A 20,320-nucleotide genomic window follows, 5' to 3' on the forward strand; every position below is an offset into this window, starting at 1 on the left:
TCATGACGAGGACAACAGGATTCGCCGCGCCGAGCGCGGCACTGATCGCACTGCTCGCCCTCACCGGGTGCCAGGGACAGCAATCGGCCAACGGGGCCGGAAGTCCCAGCCAGTCGACGGCTCCCCACGGATATGTCGAAGGCGCGGAGGAGGCCGATGAGCCGCAGCTGCGCCTGGCCGTCAGCGATGCGAACACCGGCGCAGTCTCGGTCGTCGACCTGCTCACCGAGGACGTCGTGGAGACGGTCGAAGGCTCACCGGCGACGACCCTGTCGGGAGCAGATTCCCGATACCTCTACCTCGGCGATGGTGAAGCCGGAACGGTCACGGCCGTCGACACGGGGGCATGGACGGTCGACCACGGCGACCACAGGCACTACTACAAGGCCGAGCCGAAGACCATCGGTGAGATCGACGGTGCAGACCCCGCGCACGTCGTCTCGACGCCGACAGAGGTGGCCTTCTTCTTCGACGGCGAGGGCCGAGCGAAGATCTATGACCGGAGCGCACTCGGCGACGGCGAACTCAACCAGCTCGGCACCGTGAAACCGGGCGCCCACCACGGAGTGACGATCCCCTTCGAAGACCACTTCGTGTCCACACTTCCAGGAGACAAGGCCGAGGATCTCCCCTCCGAACTCACCGTCTACGACGACAAGGGCCAGGCCTCGCCGATCGATGCGAGATGCGACGAGATCCACGGCACCGGCGTCACTCGTGACGGACTGGTCTTCGCCTGCGCCGACGGCGTGATCAGGGTCGACGAGGACTTCGACGCCGAGGTGCTGCCCTACCCCGAGGACACAGATGAGCGCACGTGGTCCGTGGAGGTCGGACGAGACCTCGCCGCGACCCCCTTCGATGATGGTGGAATCGGGATCCTCGATGCGACGACGGACGAGTGGACGTTCGCCGACACCGACGCCGAGGTGGTCTCCGCCGGCATCGCCCCCGACGATTCCGCGGTCGTGGCCCTGGACGAAGACGGGACCATCTATTCGCTGGACCCGGAGACCGGGAAGGTGCTGACGACGAAGAAGCTCATCGCACCCTTCGACGCGAAGAGTCAGGGCCACGGAGCCGGACCCTCGGTGGCCGTGGACAGCGAACGCACCTATGTCAGCGACCCTGCCTCGGGAACAGTGCTCGAACTTGACCCGGCCGATGGCCTGCGTGAGGCGCGCAGCTTCGACCTCGGCGGGGCACCCGCAAGCCTGGCGGTGACGGGGCGGTGATGGGTACACGACGGCACCACCTCGCAGCAGTGGCGCTCACGCTGGCCACGCTCGGATCACTGACCGCCTGCGCGGAAGGACACGATGAGCCGTCGATCGTGGTGACGACGAACATCCTCGGCGATGTCGTGCACAGCCTCGTCGGAGACCACGCGGCGGTCACGGTGCTGATGAAGCCGAACTCCGATCCGCATTCCTTCGGCATCTCGGCGAAGGAAGCCGGAGCAATGGAGGATGCCGATCTCATCATCGGCAACGGACTGGGGCTTGAAGAGGGGTTGTCGGCGAACCTCGACAACGCGCGCAGCGAAGGGGTGCGCGTCCTTGAGGTCGGTGAGCACATCGATCCCCTTGCGTACACCTCGGGCGGCAGTGCGGGGACGCCCGACCCGCACTTCTGGACCGATCCCGCGCGGATGGTCGCCGCCGTCGATGTCATCACCTCGGCGCTGGGGGAGGAGGTCGGTGATGACCTCGCCGAGGCGATCGAACCGTCCGTGACCTCGTATCGGGGGCAGCTTGACGACCTCGATGCCGAAATCGAAGAGATCGCCGAGTCGATCCCTGCCGAGAACCGGAAGCTCGTGACGAACCATCACGTGTTCGGCTACTTCGCGAAGCGCTTCGACTTCGAGGTCATCGGGGCGGTGCTGCCAAGCGGAACCACACTGGCCTCACCCTCGGCAGCCGACCTCGAAGAGCTTGCCCGCACGGTCGAGGATGCTGGCGTGCCCACGATCTTCGCGGACTCCTCGCAGCCGCAGAAGCTCGCCGAGGCACTGTCTGATGAAGTCGACCTCGATGTCGAAGTGACACCGCTGTTCTCGGAATCGCTGACCGAAGCCGACGGGGAGGCCAGAACCTACATCGACATGCAGCGAACCAACGCGCAGGCCATCGCAGACGGACTCGTGCCCCGCTGACGAGCGCTTCTCCGCGAGGCACACAGCCTCGCACCACCACAGATCACGGACACACCATCATGGAAATAGGGAAGAGAGAAGAATGAGAACACAACGAACCCTGATCGCCCCACTGGCTGCGAGCGCGGCCGTCACCGCCCTCCTGCTGAGCGGATGCGGCGGCACCGGTGCTGAGGCCGACCCCGACAGCGGCGAGCAGGCAGACACAGCGGAGCCCTCGGATGCCGAACAGGTCGAGGAGACGCAGCCACGGCTGATCACCACCTATGACGGCGGCATCCTCACCCTGAACGCGAGGACCCTCGAGGTCATCGACGACACGAAGCTCGAGGGCTTCAACCGAGTGAATCCAGTCGGCGACGGACGTCATGCGATGGTGTCGGTAGCGAACGGATTCCAGCTCTTCGATGCTGGAGTCTGGACCGAAGAGCACGGCGACCATACCCACAGCTTTGCCGGCTCACCGCAGCTGACCGACAGGGTATACGAAACCGATACCCCAGGTCACGTCGTGCGCCACGGCGGTTCGACAGTGCTCTTCGGCGACGGCGACGGGCGTATGCAGATCTTCGACACCGACGCCTTCCGTGACGGCGCACCCGAACCCGAAGTCAAAGAGGCAGAGGAGGCACACCACGGTGTGGCGGTGCAGTTGGAGAACGGCAACGTGCTGCACACCATCGGCAACGAAGAGGAGCGCTCGGGGGCGAAGGTCGTTGATGCCGAAGGAAATGAGATCGCCCGCAATGAGGACTGCCCGGGCGTCCACGGGGAGGCCGCTGCCCAGGACGAGGCGATCGCCGTCGGCTGTGAGGATGGAATCCTCTACTACAAGGACGGGAAGTTCACGAAGGTCGACTCCCCGGACAGCTATGGTCGGATCGGCAATCAGGCAGGATCCGATGACTCGCCGGTCGTGCTCGGCGACTACAAGGTCGACGAGGATGCCGAACTCGAACGTCCGGAGAAGGTCACCCTGACGAACACGGAGACCGGGACGATGAAGCTCGTCGACCTCGACTCCTCGTACAGCTTCCGTTCCCTGGCCCGCGGACCCGAGGGTGAGGCACTTGTGCTCGGCACCGACGGCAAGCTCAACGTCATCGACCCGGAGTCCGGCACGATCACCGACTCACACCCGGTCACCGAAGCATGGAAGGAACCTGTCGACTGGCAGCAGCCCCGGCCGACGCTCTTCGTGCAGGGGGAGAAGGCCTACGTCTCCGAACCTGACAAGAGTCAGCTCCACATCGTGGATCTGGCCACCGGCGAAGTTGAGAAGAGCGCCGAACTGCCCCACGCCAGCAACGAAGTCACCGGTGTGACCGGCTGACGCCCGCGCCCATCCGCGCTCCTGTCGGCCCTGCGCTCAGCCGCGCTCCTGCCGGCTCTGCGTCAGGCGCGGCAGGGCGGCGGTGGCTGATCGGATATGGTCTTCGGTCAGCTGCACCGCGTGATCGGTGTCGCGGTCGACGATCGCCTGCATGATCGCATGATGTTCCTCCTGCAGCTGCGCCATCAGAGCGCGCGGATCGTCGACCTCGTGGAAGGCATCGAGGATGGGCCGACGCAGAGAGCCGCGGATGGCCTCCGTGAGATCTGAGAGCAGCTGATTCTCCGAGGCATGGGCGATGGCCACATGGAAGGCGGTATCGGCATCATTGAAGGTCTCCAAGCTCACGCCCGGTGTGTCCATGATCGCCAGTGAGGCATTCATGCCGGCCAAGGCGTCGTCGTGGACCCGTCCGGTCGCCAGGGCGGTGCTTGAGCGCTCGAGTTGGATGCGCGTTTCGATGGCCTCCTCGATGCTGAAGTTCGCCAGGGCCACATGCAGGCGCAGGAACCGAGTCAGGGCCTCCTTGGGCATGGAGGCGATGAAGGTGCCGGCCGACTTGCCGGAGCCGACGTTCGACACGACGACGCCGAGGGACTCCATGACGCGCAGCGCCTCACGCACCGCCGCGCGACTGACCTGAAGTTTGGCGGCCAGCTCACGTTCCGACGGGAGCGGATCGCCGACGGTGAGGGACCCGGAGGTGATCTGCTCCTCGATCGCATTGATGACGAGCTCGTGGGTGCTCGATCGGGCAACCGGCTTCCAGCTCGGTCCCTGAGGCGCATTGACGGTGTGACCTGCGGCGGTGTCGTCGTCCTTGCTGACTGATTCACTGGTCATGAGTACTCACTTTTCGCACCTCGCCATCATCCCATGAGTGGGACCCTGCCTCATCGGGGGCAGAACCTTGACCTGGATCACATTCGGTCCTACACTCACTTTAGTGGTCTGACCACACAAAGGACATACTGAAACCCATCGAGTATGCATGTTCGGGCGCGTTCAACGTCGAAACGCAGACGCTGTAGTCGAGCACCGGCCGTGCAGGAGAAAATATGTACACTCCTGAAATCGCCCCACTTGCAGACAGCCTCCTGTGGTCATCGCTGGTTGCGCTGCTGCCGCTGCTGACCATCTTCGTCACCCTCGGGTTCCTGAAATGGAAGGCCCACTGGGCCGGACTGGCGGCAGTCGTCGTCGCCCTGATCGTTGCCATCTTCGTCTACGGCATGCCGGTCGGGCTGGCTGGCCTCTCAGCCAGCCAGGGATTCGCCTTCGGGCTGTTTCCGATCATGTGGATCGTCATCACCGCCATCTGGCTCTACGAACTGACGGTGAAGTCGGGACACTTCGAAGACCTCAGATTGGTCATCAACGTCATCTCTGATGATCCTCGCGTGCAGGCGATCCTGGTCGCCTTCTGCTTCGGCGGACTGCTCGAAGCCCTTGCCGGATTCGGTGCCCCGGTTGCCATCACCGGTGTCATGCTCATCGCAGTCGGCTTCACCGCCATGCGTGCAGCAGTCGTCGTGCTGGTGGCCAACACCGCTCCGGTCGCCTTCGGTGCGATCGCCATCCCGATCATCACCGCCGGCAACCTCACCGGGATCGACTACAAGGAGATCGGTGCCATGGTCGGTCACCAGACTCCATTGCTGGCTGCCGTCGTGCCGCTGTTCCTCATCTTCCTCGTTGACGGCAAGCGAGGACTGCGTCAGCTGTGGCCACTTGCTCTGGTCGTCGGGATCGTGTTCGGAGCAGCACAGTTCGTCTCCGCGAACTATCTCTCGGTCGAAATGACCGACATCATTGCCTCGCTCATGGGCCTTGCCGCTGCAGTGATCATGCTCCAGTTCTGGAAGCCCGTCGGCGGCCAGGACGCCCTGGATAAGATGGCTGACGAACGCAGTCGGGAGAAGGCCAGCGCGCCCGATGCCGGTGGAGCAGCCGCAGCCGTGGCAACCTCCGTGGACACGAAGGCGGCACCTCTGACCGGTAAGCGCGTGTTCATGGCGCTCTTTCCCTACCTCATCGTCATCGTCATCTTCTCCGGTGCCAAGCTGATCCCAGTCATCGACAAGTGGCTGGCCAGTACCGATGTCAAAATTCCTTGGCCGGGACTGGACGGGAACATCATGACCGCCGCAGGGGAGCTGTCGACGAGCACGGTCTACAACTTCCAATGGTTGTCATCACCGGGCACGATGCTGCTGGTCTCAGGCATAATCGTCGCCATCGTGTACAAGATGACCGCCAAGGACGCAGTCCAGGTCTTCGTCGACAACGTCGTCAAAATGCGATTCTCCATTCTCACCGTCGGACTTGTCCTGGCACTGGCCTACGTCATGAATCTGTCAGGACAGACGATCACAATCGGCACCTGGATCGCTGGAACCGGGGCGCTGTTCGCCTTCCTCTCACCAATCCTCGGCTGGCTCGGCACAGCAGTGACCGGTTCTGACACCAGTGCCAACGCACTTTTCGCGACGCTGCAGCAGACTGCCGCGACGAAGGCCGGAATCGATCCCGTTCTGTTGGTGGCAGCCAACAGCTCCGGTGGAGTCGTGGGCAAGATGATCAGCCCGCAGAACCTCACCATCGCAGCTACAGCAGTCGGACTCCTCGGCCAGGAAGCCTCGATCTTCCGCCGCGTCATCTGGTGGTCGCTGGGCATGCTCGTCGTCATGTGCCTGCTCGTCGGCCTGCAGTCGACCGTTCTGTCCTGGATGGTTCCCGGCGGGGCGTGAGGCCCAGCGAGCTGAAGACTGAACCCTGAAGAATACGAACTGAAGAGAAAGAGACCCCACCCATGGTCAAGAGGCAATTGCCCAATCCGTCCGAGATCTTCGAGCTGATGAAGTTCAAGAAGTTCGAGCTCGACTCCCGGAAGCGCCGTCTTGAATCGGCGTTCACGATCGAGGATCTGCGCCAGATAGCCAAGCGACGCACTCCTGCTGCCGCGTTCGACTACACAGACGGCGCAGCGGAGGGGGAGATCTCGATGGAGCGCTCCGTGCAGGCCTTCCAGGACATCGAGTTCCACCCCTCCATCCTCAACGATGTCTCGCAGGTCGATACGACGACGCAGATCCTTGGCGGCAGCTCGGCAATGCCCTTCGGCATTGCGCCCACGGGGTTCACCCGGCTGATGCAGACCGAAGGCGAGACCGCCGGAGCCTCCGCTGCCGGCGCGGCAGGCATTCCATTCACCCTGTCCACCTTGGGCACGACCTCGATCGAGGACGTGAAGAAGGTCAACCCGAATGGGCGCAACTGGTTCCAGCTCTACGTTATGCGCCAGCGGGAGATCTCCTACGGTCTGGTCGAGCGGGCGGCTGCGGCAGGCTATGACACGCTCTTCTTCACCGTGGACACTCCGATCGCGGGTGCCCGGATCAGGGACAGTCGCAACGGGTTCTCCATCCCGCCGCAGCTCTCGCCCAAGACAGTTCTCAACGCCATCCCCAGGCCCTGGTGGTGGTGGGACTTCCTGACGACGGAGAAGCTGCAGTTCGCATCCCTGTCCGAGACCGGCGGTACGGTCGGCGAGCTGCTCAACTCGGCCATGGACCCATCGATCGACTTCGACGACTTGGCCACGATCCGAAAGATGTGGCCAGGCAAGCTGGCGATCAAGGGCGTCCAGACTGTTGCCGATGCCAGGAAGCTCGCCGATCTCGGCGTCGATGCCATTGTGCTCTCGAACCATGGCGGGCGACAGCTCGACCGCGCTCCGGTTCCCTTCGAGCTGTTGCCATCTGTCGTGAAGGAAGTCGGCAAGGACCTCGAGATCATCGTCGACACGGGAATCCGCGATGGTGCCGACATCGTCGCGGCCATGGCCCTGGGTGCGGACTTCACACTCATCGGCCGGGCCTACCTCTACGGGCTCATGGCCGGTGGCAGGGAAGGCGTCGATCGCACGATCGCGATCCTCATCGAGCAGGTTGAGCGGACGATGAAGCTGCTGCAGGTCTCAAACGTCGCCGAGCTCAACCCGGGCCATGTGACCCAGCTGCGCAGGTTCAGCCGGGATGGTCAGCTGGACGGTGCGGACCCGGATACGAAGTCCGTGTGACTGCTGTCTGAGCGGCAGAGGTCTTCCTGAGCCGGCAGCGGTCTTCACCTCGGAGACTGCTGCCAGCTCACCCGCCAATGCTGGTCAGGGGGACGCCTCCTTCGCCAGATACCGTCCCGTGACGCTGTCCTTGTCATCGGCAACCTGGTTCGGAGTGCCGGCTACCACGATGCGACCGCCGTCCACTCCGCCACCAGGGCCCATGTCGATGACATGGTCGGAGTTGGCGATGACATCGAGGTCGTGTTCGATGACGACGACGGTGCCTCCCTGATCGACGAGTCGCTGCAGGACGCCGATGAGCACTCGTACGTCCAAAGGGTGGAGCCCGATGGTGGGCTCGTCGAAGACGAACAGGGTGCCAGTCTGCGTCCGATCGAGTTCTGAGACGAGACGCAGACGCTGCGCTTCACCGCCGGACAGGGCCGGAGTCGCCTCGCCGAGGGTGAGATATCCCAGCCCCACCTCCTGCAGTGCCTGCAGCCGTGTGGTGACCTTCCTCAGGTCGGCAACGTGCTCGGCGGCCTCGGCGACGGTCATGGCCATCAGCTCGGGCAGCGCAATTTCACCGTCAGCACCGGGACGACGATGAACCTCGGCGTCGGGACCGTAGCGTCGGCCCTCGCAGTCGGGGCAGGCGATGTCGACGTCGGGGAGGAACTGCACGTCGAGGGTGATCTCACCGGTGCCCTCGCAGCGTGGGCACCGCAGAGAACCTGTGTTGTAGGAGAAGTCCCGGGCGCTCAGACCGACAGACTTCGACGAGTCGAGTTTGGCGTAGGCACGCCGGAGCTCATCGAGGATGCCCGAGTATGTGGCGACGGTCGAGCGGACATTGACCCCGATCGGGGTGGCGTCGACGACGCTGGCCTTCTCGATTGCGGCGCCCTCGATCGAGGCGACGTGCGAGGGCGGACGGGCTTGATCCGTTGCGCGGAGTGCGGGAACGAGGCTGTCGAGAACCAGCGTGCTCTTCCCGGATCCGGACACTCCGGTGACAGCGGTGATCCGTCCCCGAGGGATCGTGACGTCGAGCGCATGCACGGTGTGGATGGGGGAGGTGCGCAGCCTGATCGTCCCCTTGTCGAAGACCTGATCGGGTGCCGCAGAGGTGCGGACAAGGCTTTCTTCTCTTCCGGTGAGGAACCCACCGATAAGAGAATTCGGATTGTCGCCGAGGCTGCTTACCGTTCCGGTGGCGACGACCGTCCCGCCGTCGTTGCCGGAGCCGGGGCCGATCTCGATGAGATGATCACAGTCACGCAGCACGAGCGGGTCGTGGTCGACCATGACAACGGAGTTGCCCTCTTCGAGCAGGTCGGAGATGACCCCTTGGAGCCCGCGGATGTTCGAGGGATGGAGGCCGATCGAGGGCTCGTCGAGGACATAGAGGACCCCGGTGGTCTCGTTTCGTACGGCTCGAGCCAGCTGCACGCGTTGGCGCTCGCCGGTGGACAGTGTTGATCCGGCACGATCGAGCGACAGGTAGCTCAGGCCGAGGTCGAGCAGTCGCTTCGACATGTGCCCGAGTGTGCCGGTCAGTGCCTCGGACATGGAGCGCATCGTCTTCGGCACGGTGCCGGCGACAGTGCCGGCCCAATCGGCGAGTTCACTCAGGGTCATGGCGGTGACATCGGCGAGATTGAGATCGCCGATCTTCGGCAGCAACGCCGCAGGTGCGAGCCGGGTGCCGTGGCACGTGGTACAGGTGTGTTCGGTGAGGAACCGGCTCACCCGATACAGTCGTTTCTCATCCGTGGCGCGTTTGAGCTCCTCGCTCACGGTCAGTCGCGCATTGCGGAAGGTGAAGTCGAGCTCGTGCAGCCCCTTCTTCGAGGTCACGGCGATGTGCTTCTTCTCTTCCGGGCCATCGAAGACGATGGTCTTCTCCTCGGCGCTCAACTCCTTCCAAGGGATGTCCGTGCGGACGCCGAATTCGCGTGCGATCTGCGGTTGGACGTTGAAGCCGAACATCTGCCAGGGAATCACCGTTCCATCGTCGATGCTCATGTCCTCATCGCGGATGAGAGAAGCATCGTCGACCTCGCGCACGATGCCAGTGCCGTCACATGATGGGCAGGCTCCGACCGAATTGAAGGCCAGCTCCTCCGCTCCTGGAGCCTCGACATCTGCTCCACAGGACGGGCAGGCGAACGGCTCCTCTGCCGCAACATTGAGTGTCGGTTCCTGCCGGTGGCCGTTCGGGCAGACATGTGATGCCAGGCGCGAGAACATGAGCCGGACGACGTTGAGCAGTTCAGTGGACGTGCCGAAGGTCGACCTGACGCCGGGGATCCCCGGACGCTGTCGCAGAGCCAGTGCGGCAGGCACGTGACTGACCCGGTCGACGTCGGCACGCGGCGCTTGGCTCATCCGGCGGCGAGTGTATGTGGACAGGGCTTCGATATAGCGCCGAGAGCCTTCCGCGTACAGGACTCCCATGGCCAGGGACGACTTGCCCGAACCGGAGACGCCGGCGATGCCGACGAGTCTGCCCAAGGGAATGTCGACATCGATGTTCGCCAGATTGTGCACGCGGGCGCCTCGAACCTCGACCACCTGGTGATTGCTCATGGCTCCATTGTCCTCGCGCAACGAAATGAGCGCGACCGAGACGGTACTTGCCCACATCGACTGCGCTTACCGTCAGCGTCTCCTGCATCCCTGCCGGTGACGGGGAGCTGGACATGTCATGTCTCGTTATCTTGTAGCGATACCCAGCTGTGCTCAGACGGAAACCATCGTCTATTACAGCAGCACTCCCGGCCGTCGCCGACCAGAGATCCAAAACAACACAGCGGCCAGCGCCGCGGCGACGAAGCCCAGCCAAAAGGTCACAACGAACCCACCCGGGCTCGGCGCCGCGAATCCTGCCGATGACTCCAGCTGCACCGCCAGCACCATTCCCGTCACAGTTGCACCCGAGCTCGTTCCCACACTGCGCATCAGAGCATTGACACCGATCGCGGAACCAGTCATCGAGTAGGGCACCTCGGCCATGACCAGAGTGGGAATGGCCGCATACCCTATCGCCACCCCTGCCAAGGCGAACACACTGGCGATGATGAGCTGCCAAACTTCGGCGTGCCAGACCACGGAGATGAGGTATCCGACCATAGAGATCACCGAACCCAAAACCGCAGTCACACGAGCTCCGAAACGATCGGTCATGGTTGCAGCGAGGGGCGCGACGGCCATCATCGCCAAGGAGCAGGGCACCAAGGCCATGCTCGCCCACAGGATACTCAGACCTAAGCCTGCTTCGGTGCGAACCGGCAGTTCGAGAATCTGCAGGAACGAAACCTCTTGGACGAAGAAGGCGAAGCCGAGAGCGATTGAACCCAGACTGACCATCAGCAGCGGGAACTTCGACATGATGCGCAGATCGATCAGCGGGTTGCGGGTGCCCAACTCGTGCAGGCCCCAGACGAAGAGCACAACGATCCCCGTTCCGCCGAGTCCAAGCGTCGCCAGCGAAGACCACCCCCACACCGGACCTTGGGAAACCGCCACCAGAATCCCACCCAACCCGGCAGAGAGCATCAACGCCTCAAGCCAGTCGAAGCGTTGCCGAAGGCGATCGGTGCTGGGCACAACGAAGAGGACAGCGATGAGATTGATGGTTCCAAGGACAGCCGTCGCCCAGAAGAGAAGCTTCCAATCTCCGATCTCAGCGATCCACGCGGCGAGTGGCAGACCGATCGCGCCCCCGAAGCCCATGCTGGAGCTGATGATGCTGATGCCAGCGATGCGGATCTTGCGGTTATCGACCAGACTCATCATCGAAATGCCGACAGCTGTGGCTCCCATGCTCACGCCTTGGAGTGCCCGTCCGACGAGCAGCCAGGTCAGTTCGCCTGACAGTGCAGCTATCAGGGAGCCAAGAGTCATCATCGCAAGCAGTGCAATCATGACCCTGCGCATTCCGAGGATATCGCCCAGACGCCCCGAGATCGGAGTCGTGACGGCTGCGACCAGCAGAGCAATGGTCAGTACCCACGCGGTGGCACTCCGCGGAGCATCGAGAAGCTCAGGAAGATGGTTCTGGATCGGAACGACCAGGGTCTGCATGAACGCGGTGCTCGTCGCGACACACGTCAATACGATCACGAGAACCCACGGGCGGCGAAGGAGGAAGTCGCCGTCTGCCACCGGTGTCCTCTCCGTGATGATCCTTGCTGCTTTCCGATCGTCGCATAAACCCTGAGCAATGACCCTATCGTGGAAGGACCCTCGCGATTCCGAACGGAATCGCCCATCGGGTGAGGAAATCAGTGCTTTGTCGCCGCTGATAAGAATGCTCGCGGTCGACTCGATGCCATCATCGATGGAACCTGCAAGCGGTCGCAAAAACTTTTTCTCCCCCGCGGAATAAACCCTCGCTCCGCAAAGTTGAGTCTAGTGTACGCAACTTTCATGATGCCGAGCTTGACTGCTCGGATCACGAAGATAATACTTGAGTGCAGTTGGCTCAATGTGTGCGGTCGAGTGGGTCCATCGCTCGTCCCCGCGGCAGGAAATGCTGTGGAAGCCCGGTGGTGGATCCGCCCGATCGCACACATTCGAGTCGAGATCACTCACGATATGTAAGGAGACAACGTTATGGCACGTGCAGTTGGAATCGACCTCGGAACCACGAACTCCGTCGTCACAGTCCTCGAAGGCGGTGACCCTAAGGTCATCGCAAACGCGGAAGGCGGTCGCACGACCCCCTCCGTCGTTGCTGTCAACAAGAACGGCGACTCCCTGGTCGGCGAAATCGCCAAGCGCCAGGCCGTCACCAACATCAAGAACACCGTCGCCTCGGTCAAGCGCCACATGGGCACCGACTGGTCCACCGAAATCGGCGGCAAGAAGATGTCGGCCCCTGAGGTTTCGGCTCGTATCCTGCAGAAGCTCAAGCACGACGCTGAGGAATACCTGCAGGAAGACGTCACCGACGCAGTCATCACCGTCCCGGCATACTTCAATGACGCCGAGCGTCAGGCCACGAAGGATGCCGGTGAGATCGCAGGACTCAATGTCTCGCGCATCATCAACGAGCCCACCGCTGCAGCGCTGGCCTATGGTCTCGAGCGCGGCAAGGAAGACGAGACCATTCTCGTCTTCGACCTCGGTGGCGGTACCTTCGACGTCTCCCTGCTCGAAGTCGGCAAGGACGAAGACGACTTCTCCACGATTCAGGTCCGTGCGACCTCGGGCGACAACCGCCTCGGCGGCGACGACTGGGATCAGCGCATCGTCGACTGGCTCGTCGGTGAGGTCAAGAACGGATACGGCGTCGACCTGAGCAAGGACGCGACCGCAATCCAGCGTCTGAAGGAAGCTTCGGAGCAGGCCAAGAAGGAACTCTCCTCGGCCACCAGCACCAACATCTCGCTGCAGTACCTGTCGATGAGCGAGAACGGACCCATCCACTTGGATGAGACCCTGACCCGCGCGAAGTTCGAGGACCTGACCAAGGACCTCCTCGAGCGCACCAAGGCTCCGTTCCACGCAGTCATGAAGGACGCAGGCGTGTCCGTCTCCGAGATCGACCACGTCGTCCTCGTCGGCGGTTCGACCCGTATGCCAGGCGTCTCCGCCGTCGTCACTGAACTCACCGGAGGCAAGGAGCCCAACAAGGGCGTCAACCCCGATGAGGTCGTCGCGATCGGCGCAGCCGTGCAGGCCGGTGTCCTCGTGGGCGAACGCAAGGACGTTCTGCTCATCGACGTCACCCCGCTGTCGCTCGGACTCGAGACCAAGGGCGGCGTGATGACCAAGCTCATCGAGCGCAACACCCCGATCCCGACCAAGCGCTCGGAAACCTTCACCACGGCCGAGGACAACCAGCCCTCCGTGTCGATCCAGGTCTTCCAGGGTGAGCGTGAGTTCACTCGCGATAACAAGAACCTGGGCACCTTCGAACTGACCGGCATCGCTCCGGCACCTCGCGGCGTGCCGCAGATCGAGGTCGCCTTCGACATCGACGCCAACGGCATCGTGCACGTGTCGGCCACCGACAAGGGCACCGGCACCGAGCAGTCGATGACGATCACCGGCGGTTCCGCACTGCCGAAGGAAGACATCGACCGCATGGTCAAGGAAGCCGAGGAGCACGCAGACGAGGACAAGAAGCGCCGTGAGGCCGCTGACACTCGCAACAATGCGGAGAACCTCGCCTACCAGACCGAGAAGCTCATCACCGACAACGAGGACAAGCTGCCCGAAGAGGTCAAGACCGAGATCAACTCGGACGTTGAGGCTCTCAAGGAAGCGCTCAAGGGTGAAGACGACGACGCCGTGAAGACGGCCTACGACAAGCTCGTCGCCAACCAGCAGAAGATCGGCGAAGCCATCTACAACCAGCCGGGTGCCGAAGGCGCCGCTGGTGAAGAGGCAGCAGGCGATGCCGATGCAAGTGCCGATGACGATGTCGTCGACGCTGAGGTTGTCGATGAAGAGGACGAGGAGAAGAAGTAATGACTGCCGAGGGCAACGATCCGTCGTCCGAGGAGCCAGGCTTCACCTTCAGCGACAAGCGCCGGATTGACCCGGACACCGGCGAGCTCCGCCCCGAGGCCGACGCAGCGTCGGCCTCGGCGGAGGCTGGTGAGGCGAATGCCGCGAACGACGCCGCTGGTGCCGAAGGCGCCGAGGGCGTCCAGGATGCCGATGAGAATCTGGCCGATGCCAGTGACCTCGGCGTCGACATTCCAGCCGATGCTTCGACGTTGAACGATACCGAGGCAGCACAGGGCGAAGAGGCCGCCGAACCCGCACCGGGAACTGAGGCCGCAGCGCACCTGGCCGACCTCAAGCGCATCAACGCCGAGTACGCCGCCTACCGGATGCGGGCCGATCGCGAACGCGAGCGGGCAGCAACCGGTGGCACGATCAAGGCTGTTGAAGCCCTGATCCCCGTGCTCGACGAGGTGCGCCTGGCGCAGGAGAACGGCGACGTCACCGGGCCTTTCGAGACCCACGTGAACAAGCTGATCGACTCGCTGAACAAGTTCGGCGTCGAGCAGTACGGCGAGGTCGGCGACGAGTTCGATCCGCGACTGCATGAGGCACTCATGCAGCAGCCTTCGGACGACGTTGAGACTCCGACCGTCTTCCTGGTCATGCAGCCGGGCTACCGCATGGGTGAGCGCATCATCCGTGCCGCGCGCGTCGGCGTGCAGCAGCCGGAAGACTGAGAACCACACCCTCGCCGAGGTGGTCCCGCCAACGTGGAACCACCTCGGCGGCGGTCCGGATCATCCGGGATCAAGATCCCGGGGTTGCGGATTGTGAGGAGACAATTGAATACACTGATGAAGAAGACATGGAAGGAGGTGCCAGGTGAATACCGGTCCTCAGAATGATTGGTTCGAAAAGGACTTCTACAAGACCCTCGGCGTCTCCAAAGATGCTTCCGACGCAGAGATCAAAAAGGCCTATCGCAAGCTGGCGCGCAAGTATCACCCGGATGCCAATCCCGGTGATTCCAAGGCTGAAGACAAGTTCAAAGAGCTCGGCCAGGCCCATCAGGTGCTCTCTGACAAGGAATCCCGCGAACAGTACGATCAGGTCCGCGCCATGGGCGGCGGCGCCAGGTTCACCGGTTCCGGCGGACCTGGGGGCGGTGCCAGCGGCGGATTCGATGACGTATTCTCCGACCTCTTCGGCGGAGGCGGACGGACACGGACCCGCTCGCCCTACGGCGGAGGCGGGGGAGACGTACCTCCTGACCTGGCGGACCTCCTCAACGGCTTCGGCGGTTCAGGCGGCTACGGCGGAGGTGGTTTCGGAGGCGGATATTCGCCACCGGTCAAGGGCGGGGACATCAAGTCCAACACCACTCTGTCCTTCACGGAAGCCATCAACGGCGCCTCGGTGAAGCTGAACATGCCGGGCGGGAAGCCTCTGACCGTGCGGACGCCGATCGGCGTCAAGGACGGGCAGAAGATCCGACTGGCAGGCAAGGGCAAGGCCAGCCCCAACGGCGGCGAGACCGGCGACGTGATTCTCACGATCAAGGTCAAGCCGCACCCCGTGTTCACCCGTGATGGTGACAATCTGCGGATGGACCTGCCGGTGAGCTTCGACGAGGCCGCCCTGGGCGCCGAGGTCAAGGTGCCGACGCTCGACGGAATGCCGGTGACGATGAAGATCGCTCCAGGCACACCATCGGGACGCACCATGCGTCTGCGCGGTAAGGGCGTGAAGTCGAAGAAGGGCACCGGCGACCTGCTGGTGACCGCAGAGATCGTCGTCCCGCAGAACCTGTCGAAGGACGCCAAAGCAGCTGTCGAATCGTTCAAGGCCGCGACCGAGGACGAGGATCCACGGGACGGACTGCTCGACAAAGCGAAGGCCAGTTGAGGTGGTGAAGCACGATGCACATATCGACCAGTGCAGCGGTGTACGTCATTTCGGTGGCGGCGGACCTGGCAGGAATGCACCCGCAGACGCTGCGACAGTATGACCGTCTAGGTCTCGTCATCCCAGAACGTACCGCCGGCAGAGGCCGGCGGTACTCGGGGCGAGACATTGCCAAACTACGGCTGATCCAGCAGCTCTCGCAGGACGAGGGCGTGAACCTGGTGGGCATCAAGAAGATCATTGATCTGCAGAACCAGGTCGATGCCCTCAAATCCCGGAACGAGGAGCTCGAGACCGAAGTCAGGTCTCGGATGTCTGCGAAGGAACGCGAAGCACGCGTCTTCGCTGCTGGCTCCGCGGGTGATGTCGTCTCGATTGCGCGCGGCAGACGTCCGCAGGGACGGCCCGAACCGGGCGCAATGGTTCTCTACAACAGGTTCCGGCGCAGGTGAACTGACTGCCCGCCGCTCTCAACCAGATCACGACATGACGAAGGGGCGATTCCAGCCGGAATCGCCCCTTCGTCATGTCCGGATTCTGACTCCGGTTCAGGTACTGGGATCAGATCTCTGAAGGATCCTGAGCAACCTTCTTGCGACGCATGGTCATGGTGACTGCGGCTCCGCCGATGAGGAGGAGGGCAGCTCCGCCGACGAGGCCGGTCAGTTCGGTACCGGTGCGAGGCAGGTCGCCGCCACCGTTTCCGTTGCCGTCATCGCCTCCGCCATTGCCGCCGTCTTCGTTTCCGTCTTCATTGCCGTCGCTGCCACCGGCGTTGGCGTCATCGCTGACGGTGAAGGCCCCGGTCATCTCGTCGTCGCCGCAGGTGACGCTGACGTCGTAGTCGCCGAGGTAGGCCGAAGCATCATCGGCAGAGGTTCCGTAGACGTTGACGGAGGCCTTGCCCTCGTCGTCGGCTTTGACGGTGTTGTCGTAGGCGGTGACGTTCGAGTTGCCCTCAGGGGTGACTACGTAGTGAACGTCCGTGCCGGGCTCACAGTTCTCGACTGCCAGGGTGACGCCCTTGTTCTCCACGACGAAGTCAGCGGCTTCGATGGTCTCTGGCGAGACGGTCAGCGTGGCTTCAGCGGCCGGGGTGGTCGGCTTCGGCTCTTCGGTCTCGTCTTCGGTAACGGTGAATTTGGCGAAGTTCGACACTTCTTCGGACTCAGCATCGACTGCGGAGACCGAGTAGTTGCCGGGCTCGAGACCGTCTTCGGGCGCTTCGACCGTGGTGCTGATCTTGCCGTCTTCGTCGGCCTTGACCTCGTCCTGGAAGAAGGGCGACTGAGTTGCGTTCCCCATCACGTTGACTGTGCTTCCGGGGGTGAAGCCTTCACCGGTGACCTCGAGGCCATCCTTCTCGAAGTCGGAGGCCGAGATCTTCTCGGTGTTGAGAGTGACCTTCGGGTCGACCTCGGGAGCCTCTGGCTCTTCGGGCTTTTCGTCGTCTCCGGTGACTTCGAAGGAAGTCGAAGCGGTGTCTTCGGCATCTTCGGGATTTGTGATTGTCACGTTGTATTTGCCGACGAACGCAGGGTTCGCTTCGCCGACGCCTGCAACTGCCGTGTCAAACGCGCCGTTGGCGTCAGTGGTGACCGGCGTTTCATATGGGCTGACGGCCTGTCCCTCAGCGGGTGTGACAGCGAGAGCATATTCGGTGTCCGCGGTGAGGCCCGTGCCTGCAATGCCGACACCATTTTCGGCGAATTCTTCGATTGTGACGCTGTCGGCCGAGACTGCGATGTCTCCTGCCTCGGCCTTCACCGCAGTCTGGCTGGAAACGCCGGCTTTCTGAAGGGCGCCGTTCTTCGAAGCAGGCTGGGTGTCAACCTGGGTGGGGGCCGTGGGTGCAGCCATTACGGGGGATGCGGCGAGGCCGGTGATGGCCAGGGCCACTGCGGGGGCGAGTGCAAGCTTGTTCATGATGTCCTTCGTCTGAGCAACTGAGGATGACTTCCTACGCAGGTAACAATAATGAAATATATACAACGAGCATAGTTGTGGTCGTTGTGTTCACATTTGTTGTTCAGGTCCGTCATAGGTGTCGTTGGCTAGTTTGAACAGCGGACTTGTTGAAAATGGGTGTGGCCCCGACCGAAGTCGGGGCCACACCCATTCAAGCACTCACATGATCAGCTTCATCGAGTGATCACCCTGCGATTCTTATTCAGAAGTCGGTCGGTGACTGTCCGACCTTCGTGCGGCGACCGGTCACGGCGATCGCTGCTCCGCCGATGAGGAGGAGGATCGCTCCCGAGGCGAGACCGCCAAGGTCTGTACCGGTGCGTGGCAGCTGGCTGCCATCGTTTCCGCCGTTGTCGCTTCCGTCGCTGCCGCCGCCGTCTGCGCCGGCCGTGACTGTGAACGATTCCTTCATCGAGTCATCGCCGCAGATTGCGCTGGCTGTGTAGGCGCCGACATATGCCGAAATATTGTCGGAGGTGCCGAAGACATTGACCGAAGCCTTGCCCTCGTCATCGGCCTTGACCGTGTTTTCGTACGCTGTGACCGGGATGCCCTTGGGGGTGACCGCGAAGTGCACGTCCGAGCCGGGCTCGCAGTCTTCGACTGCCAAGGTGACGCCCTTCTTCTCGTTGGCGAAGTCTGCGGCTTCAAGCATCTTCGGTGAGACCGTGAACGACGCTTCTGCAGGAGCCTCGGGAGTGTCCGCTCCGTCTCCATTGTCTCCGTCATCGCCGTCTTCTTTGTCTTCGGCGACGACATTGATGTTGCCCTTGAGCGTCTCCGACTCGGTACCCTCGCGGTCAACGGTGACCGTGAACGGCACCTTGCCCTCTTCGAGGCTGTCGGGATTGCCCTGGTAGTAGAGGTGGAGCTTGTAGTCGCCATCCGCGTCGGCGGTTTCGGTGTCCCCGGTCAGGGAATCGGTGATCTTGTCACCCTTTTTGACGCCCGAGACGGTGACGGTGACGCCCTTGTCCTTGTTGGCGAGATCCGCTGCTGTGATCTCCTTGGGATCGACCTTCAGCGAAGCATCGATCGGATCAACAGCGTCGTCATCGGTGACGGTGAAGTCGGCGAAGTTCGTGACTTCCTCAGTGTCGGCGTCCACCGCGGAGACAGAGTAGTCGCCGGCTTCCAGGCCGCCTTCAGGTGCTTTGACGGTAGCGCTGATCTTGCCACTGGCATCGGCGGTGACTTCGTCCTGGAAGAACGGTGACTGTGGGGCGTTGCCTGAGACGGTGACAGTGCCGTTGGGGGTGAAGCCTTCGCCGGTGACCTTGAGTCCGTCCTCTTCGAAGTCGGAAGCCGAGATCTCGTTGGTTGAAAGCGAGATTTTTGGGTCGACCTCGACGACCTCGTCAACGACGTTGATGTTGCCGTTGAGGTCAACCGACTCTTCATCCGCGCGATCGATGGTGACCGTGAGCGCCTGCTTGCCTGGCTTGAGGTTCGCGGCGTCGCCGTCGTAGTAGATGCTGAAGGAGAATGTGCCGTCCGCATCAACTGTCTTGGTCTTGCCCGTCAACGAGTCTCTGACGGTGTCACCCTCCTGGACGTTCGAGACGGTCACAGTGACGCCCTTGCTCTCATCAGCGAGGTCTTCGGCTGTGATCTGGGTGGGATCGACCTTGAGCGAGGCTTCGATGGGGTTGTCGCCCGCAGCCTGAATGTCAAGGCCGCCATTGAGTTTCTCGGTGGTCGCTCCTTGGCGTGCAACCTGGACGTTGAAGGACTTCTTGCCGTCCTTGAGGTGTGCCGCGTCGCCGTTGTACTTGACGTTCAGAGTCGCGGTCGAACCGGCGGCTGTCGTAGCGGGCGCGCTCAGACCGGAGGTCGAGAGCTTATCGCCCTTCTCCAGGCCGGTGACCGTGACCTTGACGCCCTTGGTTGCGAGGTCTTCGGCCGTGATCGAGGAGTTGGAGACCTTCAGCTGTGCATTGATCTCTTCGACGTCGTCCTTAGGAGCCTCGGAATCCTTCGGGTCCTTGCTCTTGTCGTCGTCCTTGGCGGAGTCGTCCTTCTTGGAGTCCTTGGAACCATCGTCCTTAGGTGCCGGCTTCTTCGAATCCTTGGCGTCGTCGCCGGATTTTTCGTCTGCCTTGTCAGCAGCCTTCTTCTTGTCGGCGGCCTTCTTGTCGGCTGCGTCCTTCTTCTCCTGCTCAGCCTTGTCCTTGGCTGCCTTCTCTTTGGCTGCCTTATCGGCAGCAGCCTTCTCGTCGGCCTTCTTCTGCTCAGCCTTCTCGGCGGCGAGCTTTTCGGCCTTTTCCTTCTTGATCTGCTCTGCTTTGGCCTCGGCGGAGTCAGACTGCGTCGATGACGGGGCCTCGGCGGCGGCGACTGGGGCGGCCACCAGGCCAGTGAACGCGAGGGCCACGGCCGGCGCGAGGATGAGCTTCTTCATTGGAGTGCCTTCAATCTTGGAATTGTG

14 protein-coding genes are annotated in these 20,320 nt (G+C 62.7%); 9 read left to right on the forward strand and 5 right to left on the reverse strand.

Annotation, left to right across the window (positions count from 1 at the left end):
- Positions 1-2 precede the first annotated feature (2 nt).
- The 3 genes from JFC13_RS04610 to aztD all read left to right on the forward strand — a co-directional run bounded on the left by JFC13_RS04610 (position 3) and on the right by aztD (position 3,491).
- Positions 3-1,235, forward strand: a complete 1,233-nt coding sequence (locus JFC13_RS04610; protein ID WP_198395923.1) for an NHL repeat-containing protein — start codon at positions 3-5, stop codon at positions 1,233-1,235.
- Positions 1,235-2,158, forward strand: a complete 924-nt coding sequence (gene aztC, locus JFC13_RS04615; protein ID WP_198395924.1) for a zinc ABC transporter substrate-binding protein AztC — start codon at positions 1,235-1,237, stop codon at positions 2,156-2,158. The genes JFC13_RS04610 and aztC overlap by 1 nt, the downstream gene beginning before the upstream one ends.
- 82 nt (positions 2,159-2,240) lie before the next feature.
- On the forward strand, positions 2,241-3,491 hold the full coding sequence (gene aztD / locus JFC13_RS04620; protein WP_198395925.1) for a zinc metallochaperone AztD: 1,251 nt from the start codon (positions 2,241-2,243) through the stop codon (positions 3,489-3,491).
- Between the two features lie 36 nt (positions 3,492-3,527).
- Here aztD and JFC13_RS04625 read toward each other — a convergent pair whose 3' ends face one another.
- Positions 3,528-4,334, reverse strand: a complete 807-nt coding sequence (locus JFC13_RS04625) for a FadR/GntR family transcriptional regulator (protein ID WP_198395926.1) — start codon at positions 4,332-4,334, stop codon at positions 3,528-3,530.
- Positions 4,335-4,549: 215 nt separating this feature from the next.
- On the opposite strand from JFC13_RS04625, the gene JFC13_RS04630 reads away from it, so the two are divergent.
- Together JFC13_RS04630 and JFC13_RS04635 are read left to right on the forward strand one after the other, a co-directional pair.
- A complete protein-coding gene (locus JFC13_RS04630) occupies positions 4,550-6,241 on the forward strand; it encodes an L-lactate permease (protein ID WP_198395927.1) in 1,692 nt (563 codons plus the stop codon).
- Positions 6,242-6,303: 62 nt separating this feature from the next.
- Positions 6,304-7,572 carry an alpha-hydroxy acid oxidase gene (locus JFC13_RS04635; protein ID WP_198395928.1) on the forward strand — a complete coding sequence of 423 codons (1,269 nt, stop codon included), beginning with the start codon at positions 6,304-6,306 and terminating at the stop codon, positions 7,570-7,572.
- A gap of 84 nt (positions 7,573-7,656) precedes the next feature.
- Here the strand turns inward: JFC13_RS04635 and JFC13_RS04640 are convergent, their stop codons facing one another.
- Both JFC13_RS04640 and JFC13_RS04645 read right to left on the reverse strand, forming a co-directional pair.
- Positions 7,657-10,146 carry an excinuclease ABC subunit UvrA gene (locus JFC13_RS04640; RefSeq protein WP_198395929.1) on the reverse strand — a complete coding sequence of 830 codons (2,490 nt, stop codon included), beginning with the start codon at positions 10,144-10,146 and terminating at the stop codon, positions 7,657-7,659.
- A gap of 174 nt (positions 10,147-10,320) precedes the next feature.
- A complete protein-coding gene (locus tag JFC13_RS04645; RefSeq protein WP_198395930.1) occupies positions 10,321-11,724 on the reverse strand; it encodes an MFS transporter in 1,404 nt (467 codons plus the stop codon).
- Between the two features lie 450 nt (positions 11,725-12,174).
- On the opposite strand from JFC13_RS04645, the gene dnaK reads away from it, so the two are divergent.
- The 4 genes from dnaK (at position 12,175) to JFC13_RS04665 (ending at position 16,376) form a co-directional block, all read left to right on the forward strand.
- On the forward strand, positions 12,175-14,037 hold the full coding sequence (gene dnaK / locus JFC13_RS04650) for a molecular chaperone DnaK (protein ID WP_198395931.1): 1,863 nt from the start codon (positions 12,175-12,177) through the stop codon (positions 14,035-14,037).
- Positions 14,037-14,756, forward strand: a complete 720-nt coding sequence (locus tag JFC13_RS04655; protein WP_198395932.1) for a nucleotide exchange factor GrpE — start codon at positions 14,037-14,039, stop codon at positions 14,754-14,756. Before dnaK ends, JFC13_RS04655 begins: the two co-directional genes overlap by 1 nt.
- 145 nt (positions 14,757-14,901) lie before the next feature.
- Entirely contained in the window at positions 14,902-15,924 is a 1,023-nt protein-coding gene (locus JFC13_RS04660; protein WP_198395933.1) for a DnaJ C-terminal domain-containing protein, read from the forward strand.
- A 14-nt stretch (positions 15,925-15,938) separates the two neighbouring features.
- Positions 15,939-16,376, forward strand: a complete 438-nt coding sequence (locus JFC13_RS04665; protein ID WP_198395934.1) for a heat shock protein transcriptional repressor HspR — start codon at positions 15,939-15,941, stop codon at positions 16,374-16,376.
- Positions 16,377-16,485: 109 nt separating this feature from the next.
- Here JFC13_RS04665 and JFC13_RS04670 read toward each other — a convergent pair whose 3' ends face one another.
- Together JFC13_RS04670 and JFC13_RS04675 are read right to left on the reverse strand one after the other, a co-directional pair.
- The gene (locus JFC13_RS04670) at positions 16,486-17,850 is read right to left on the reverse strand and encodes a hypothetical protein (protein WP_198395935.1); all 1,365 of its coding nucleotides are present in this window, start codon (positions 17,848-17,850) and stop codon (positions 16,486-16,488) included.
- 244 nt (positions 17,851-18,094) lie between these two features.
- A complete protein-coding gene (locus JFC13_RS04675) occupies positions 18,095-20,293 on the reverse strand; it encodes a hypothetical protein (RefSeq protein ID WP_198395936.1) in 2,199 nt (732 codons plus the stop codon).
- Positions 20,294-20,320: the final 27 nt, after the last annotated feature.

Source organism: Brevibacterium antiquum (genome assembly GCF_016107655.1).
GTDB classification, from domain to species: Bacteria; Actinomycetota; Actinomycetes; order Actinomycetales; family Brevibacteriaceae; genus Brevibacterium; species Brevibacterium antiquum.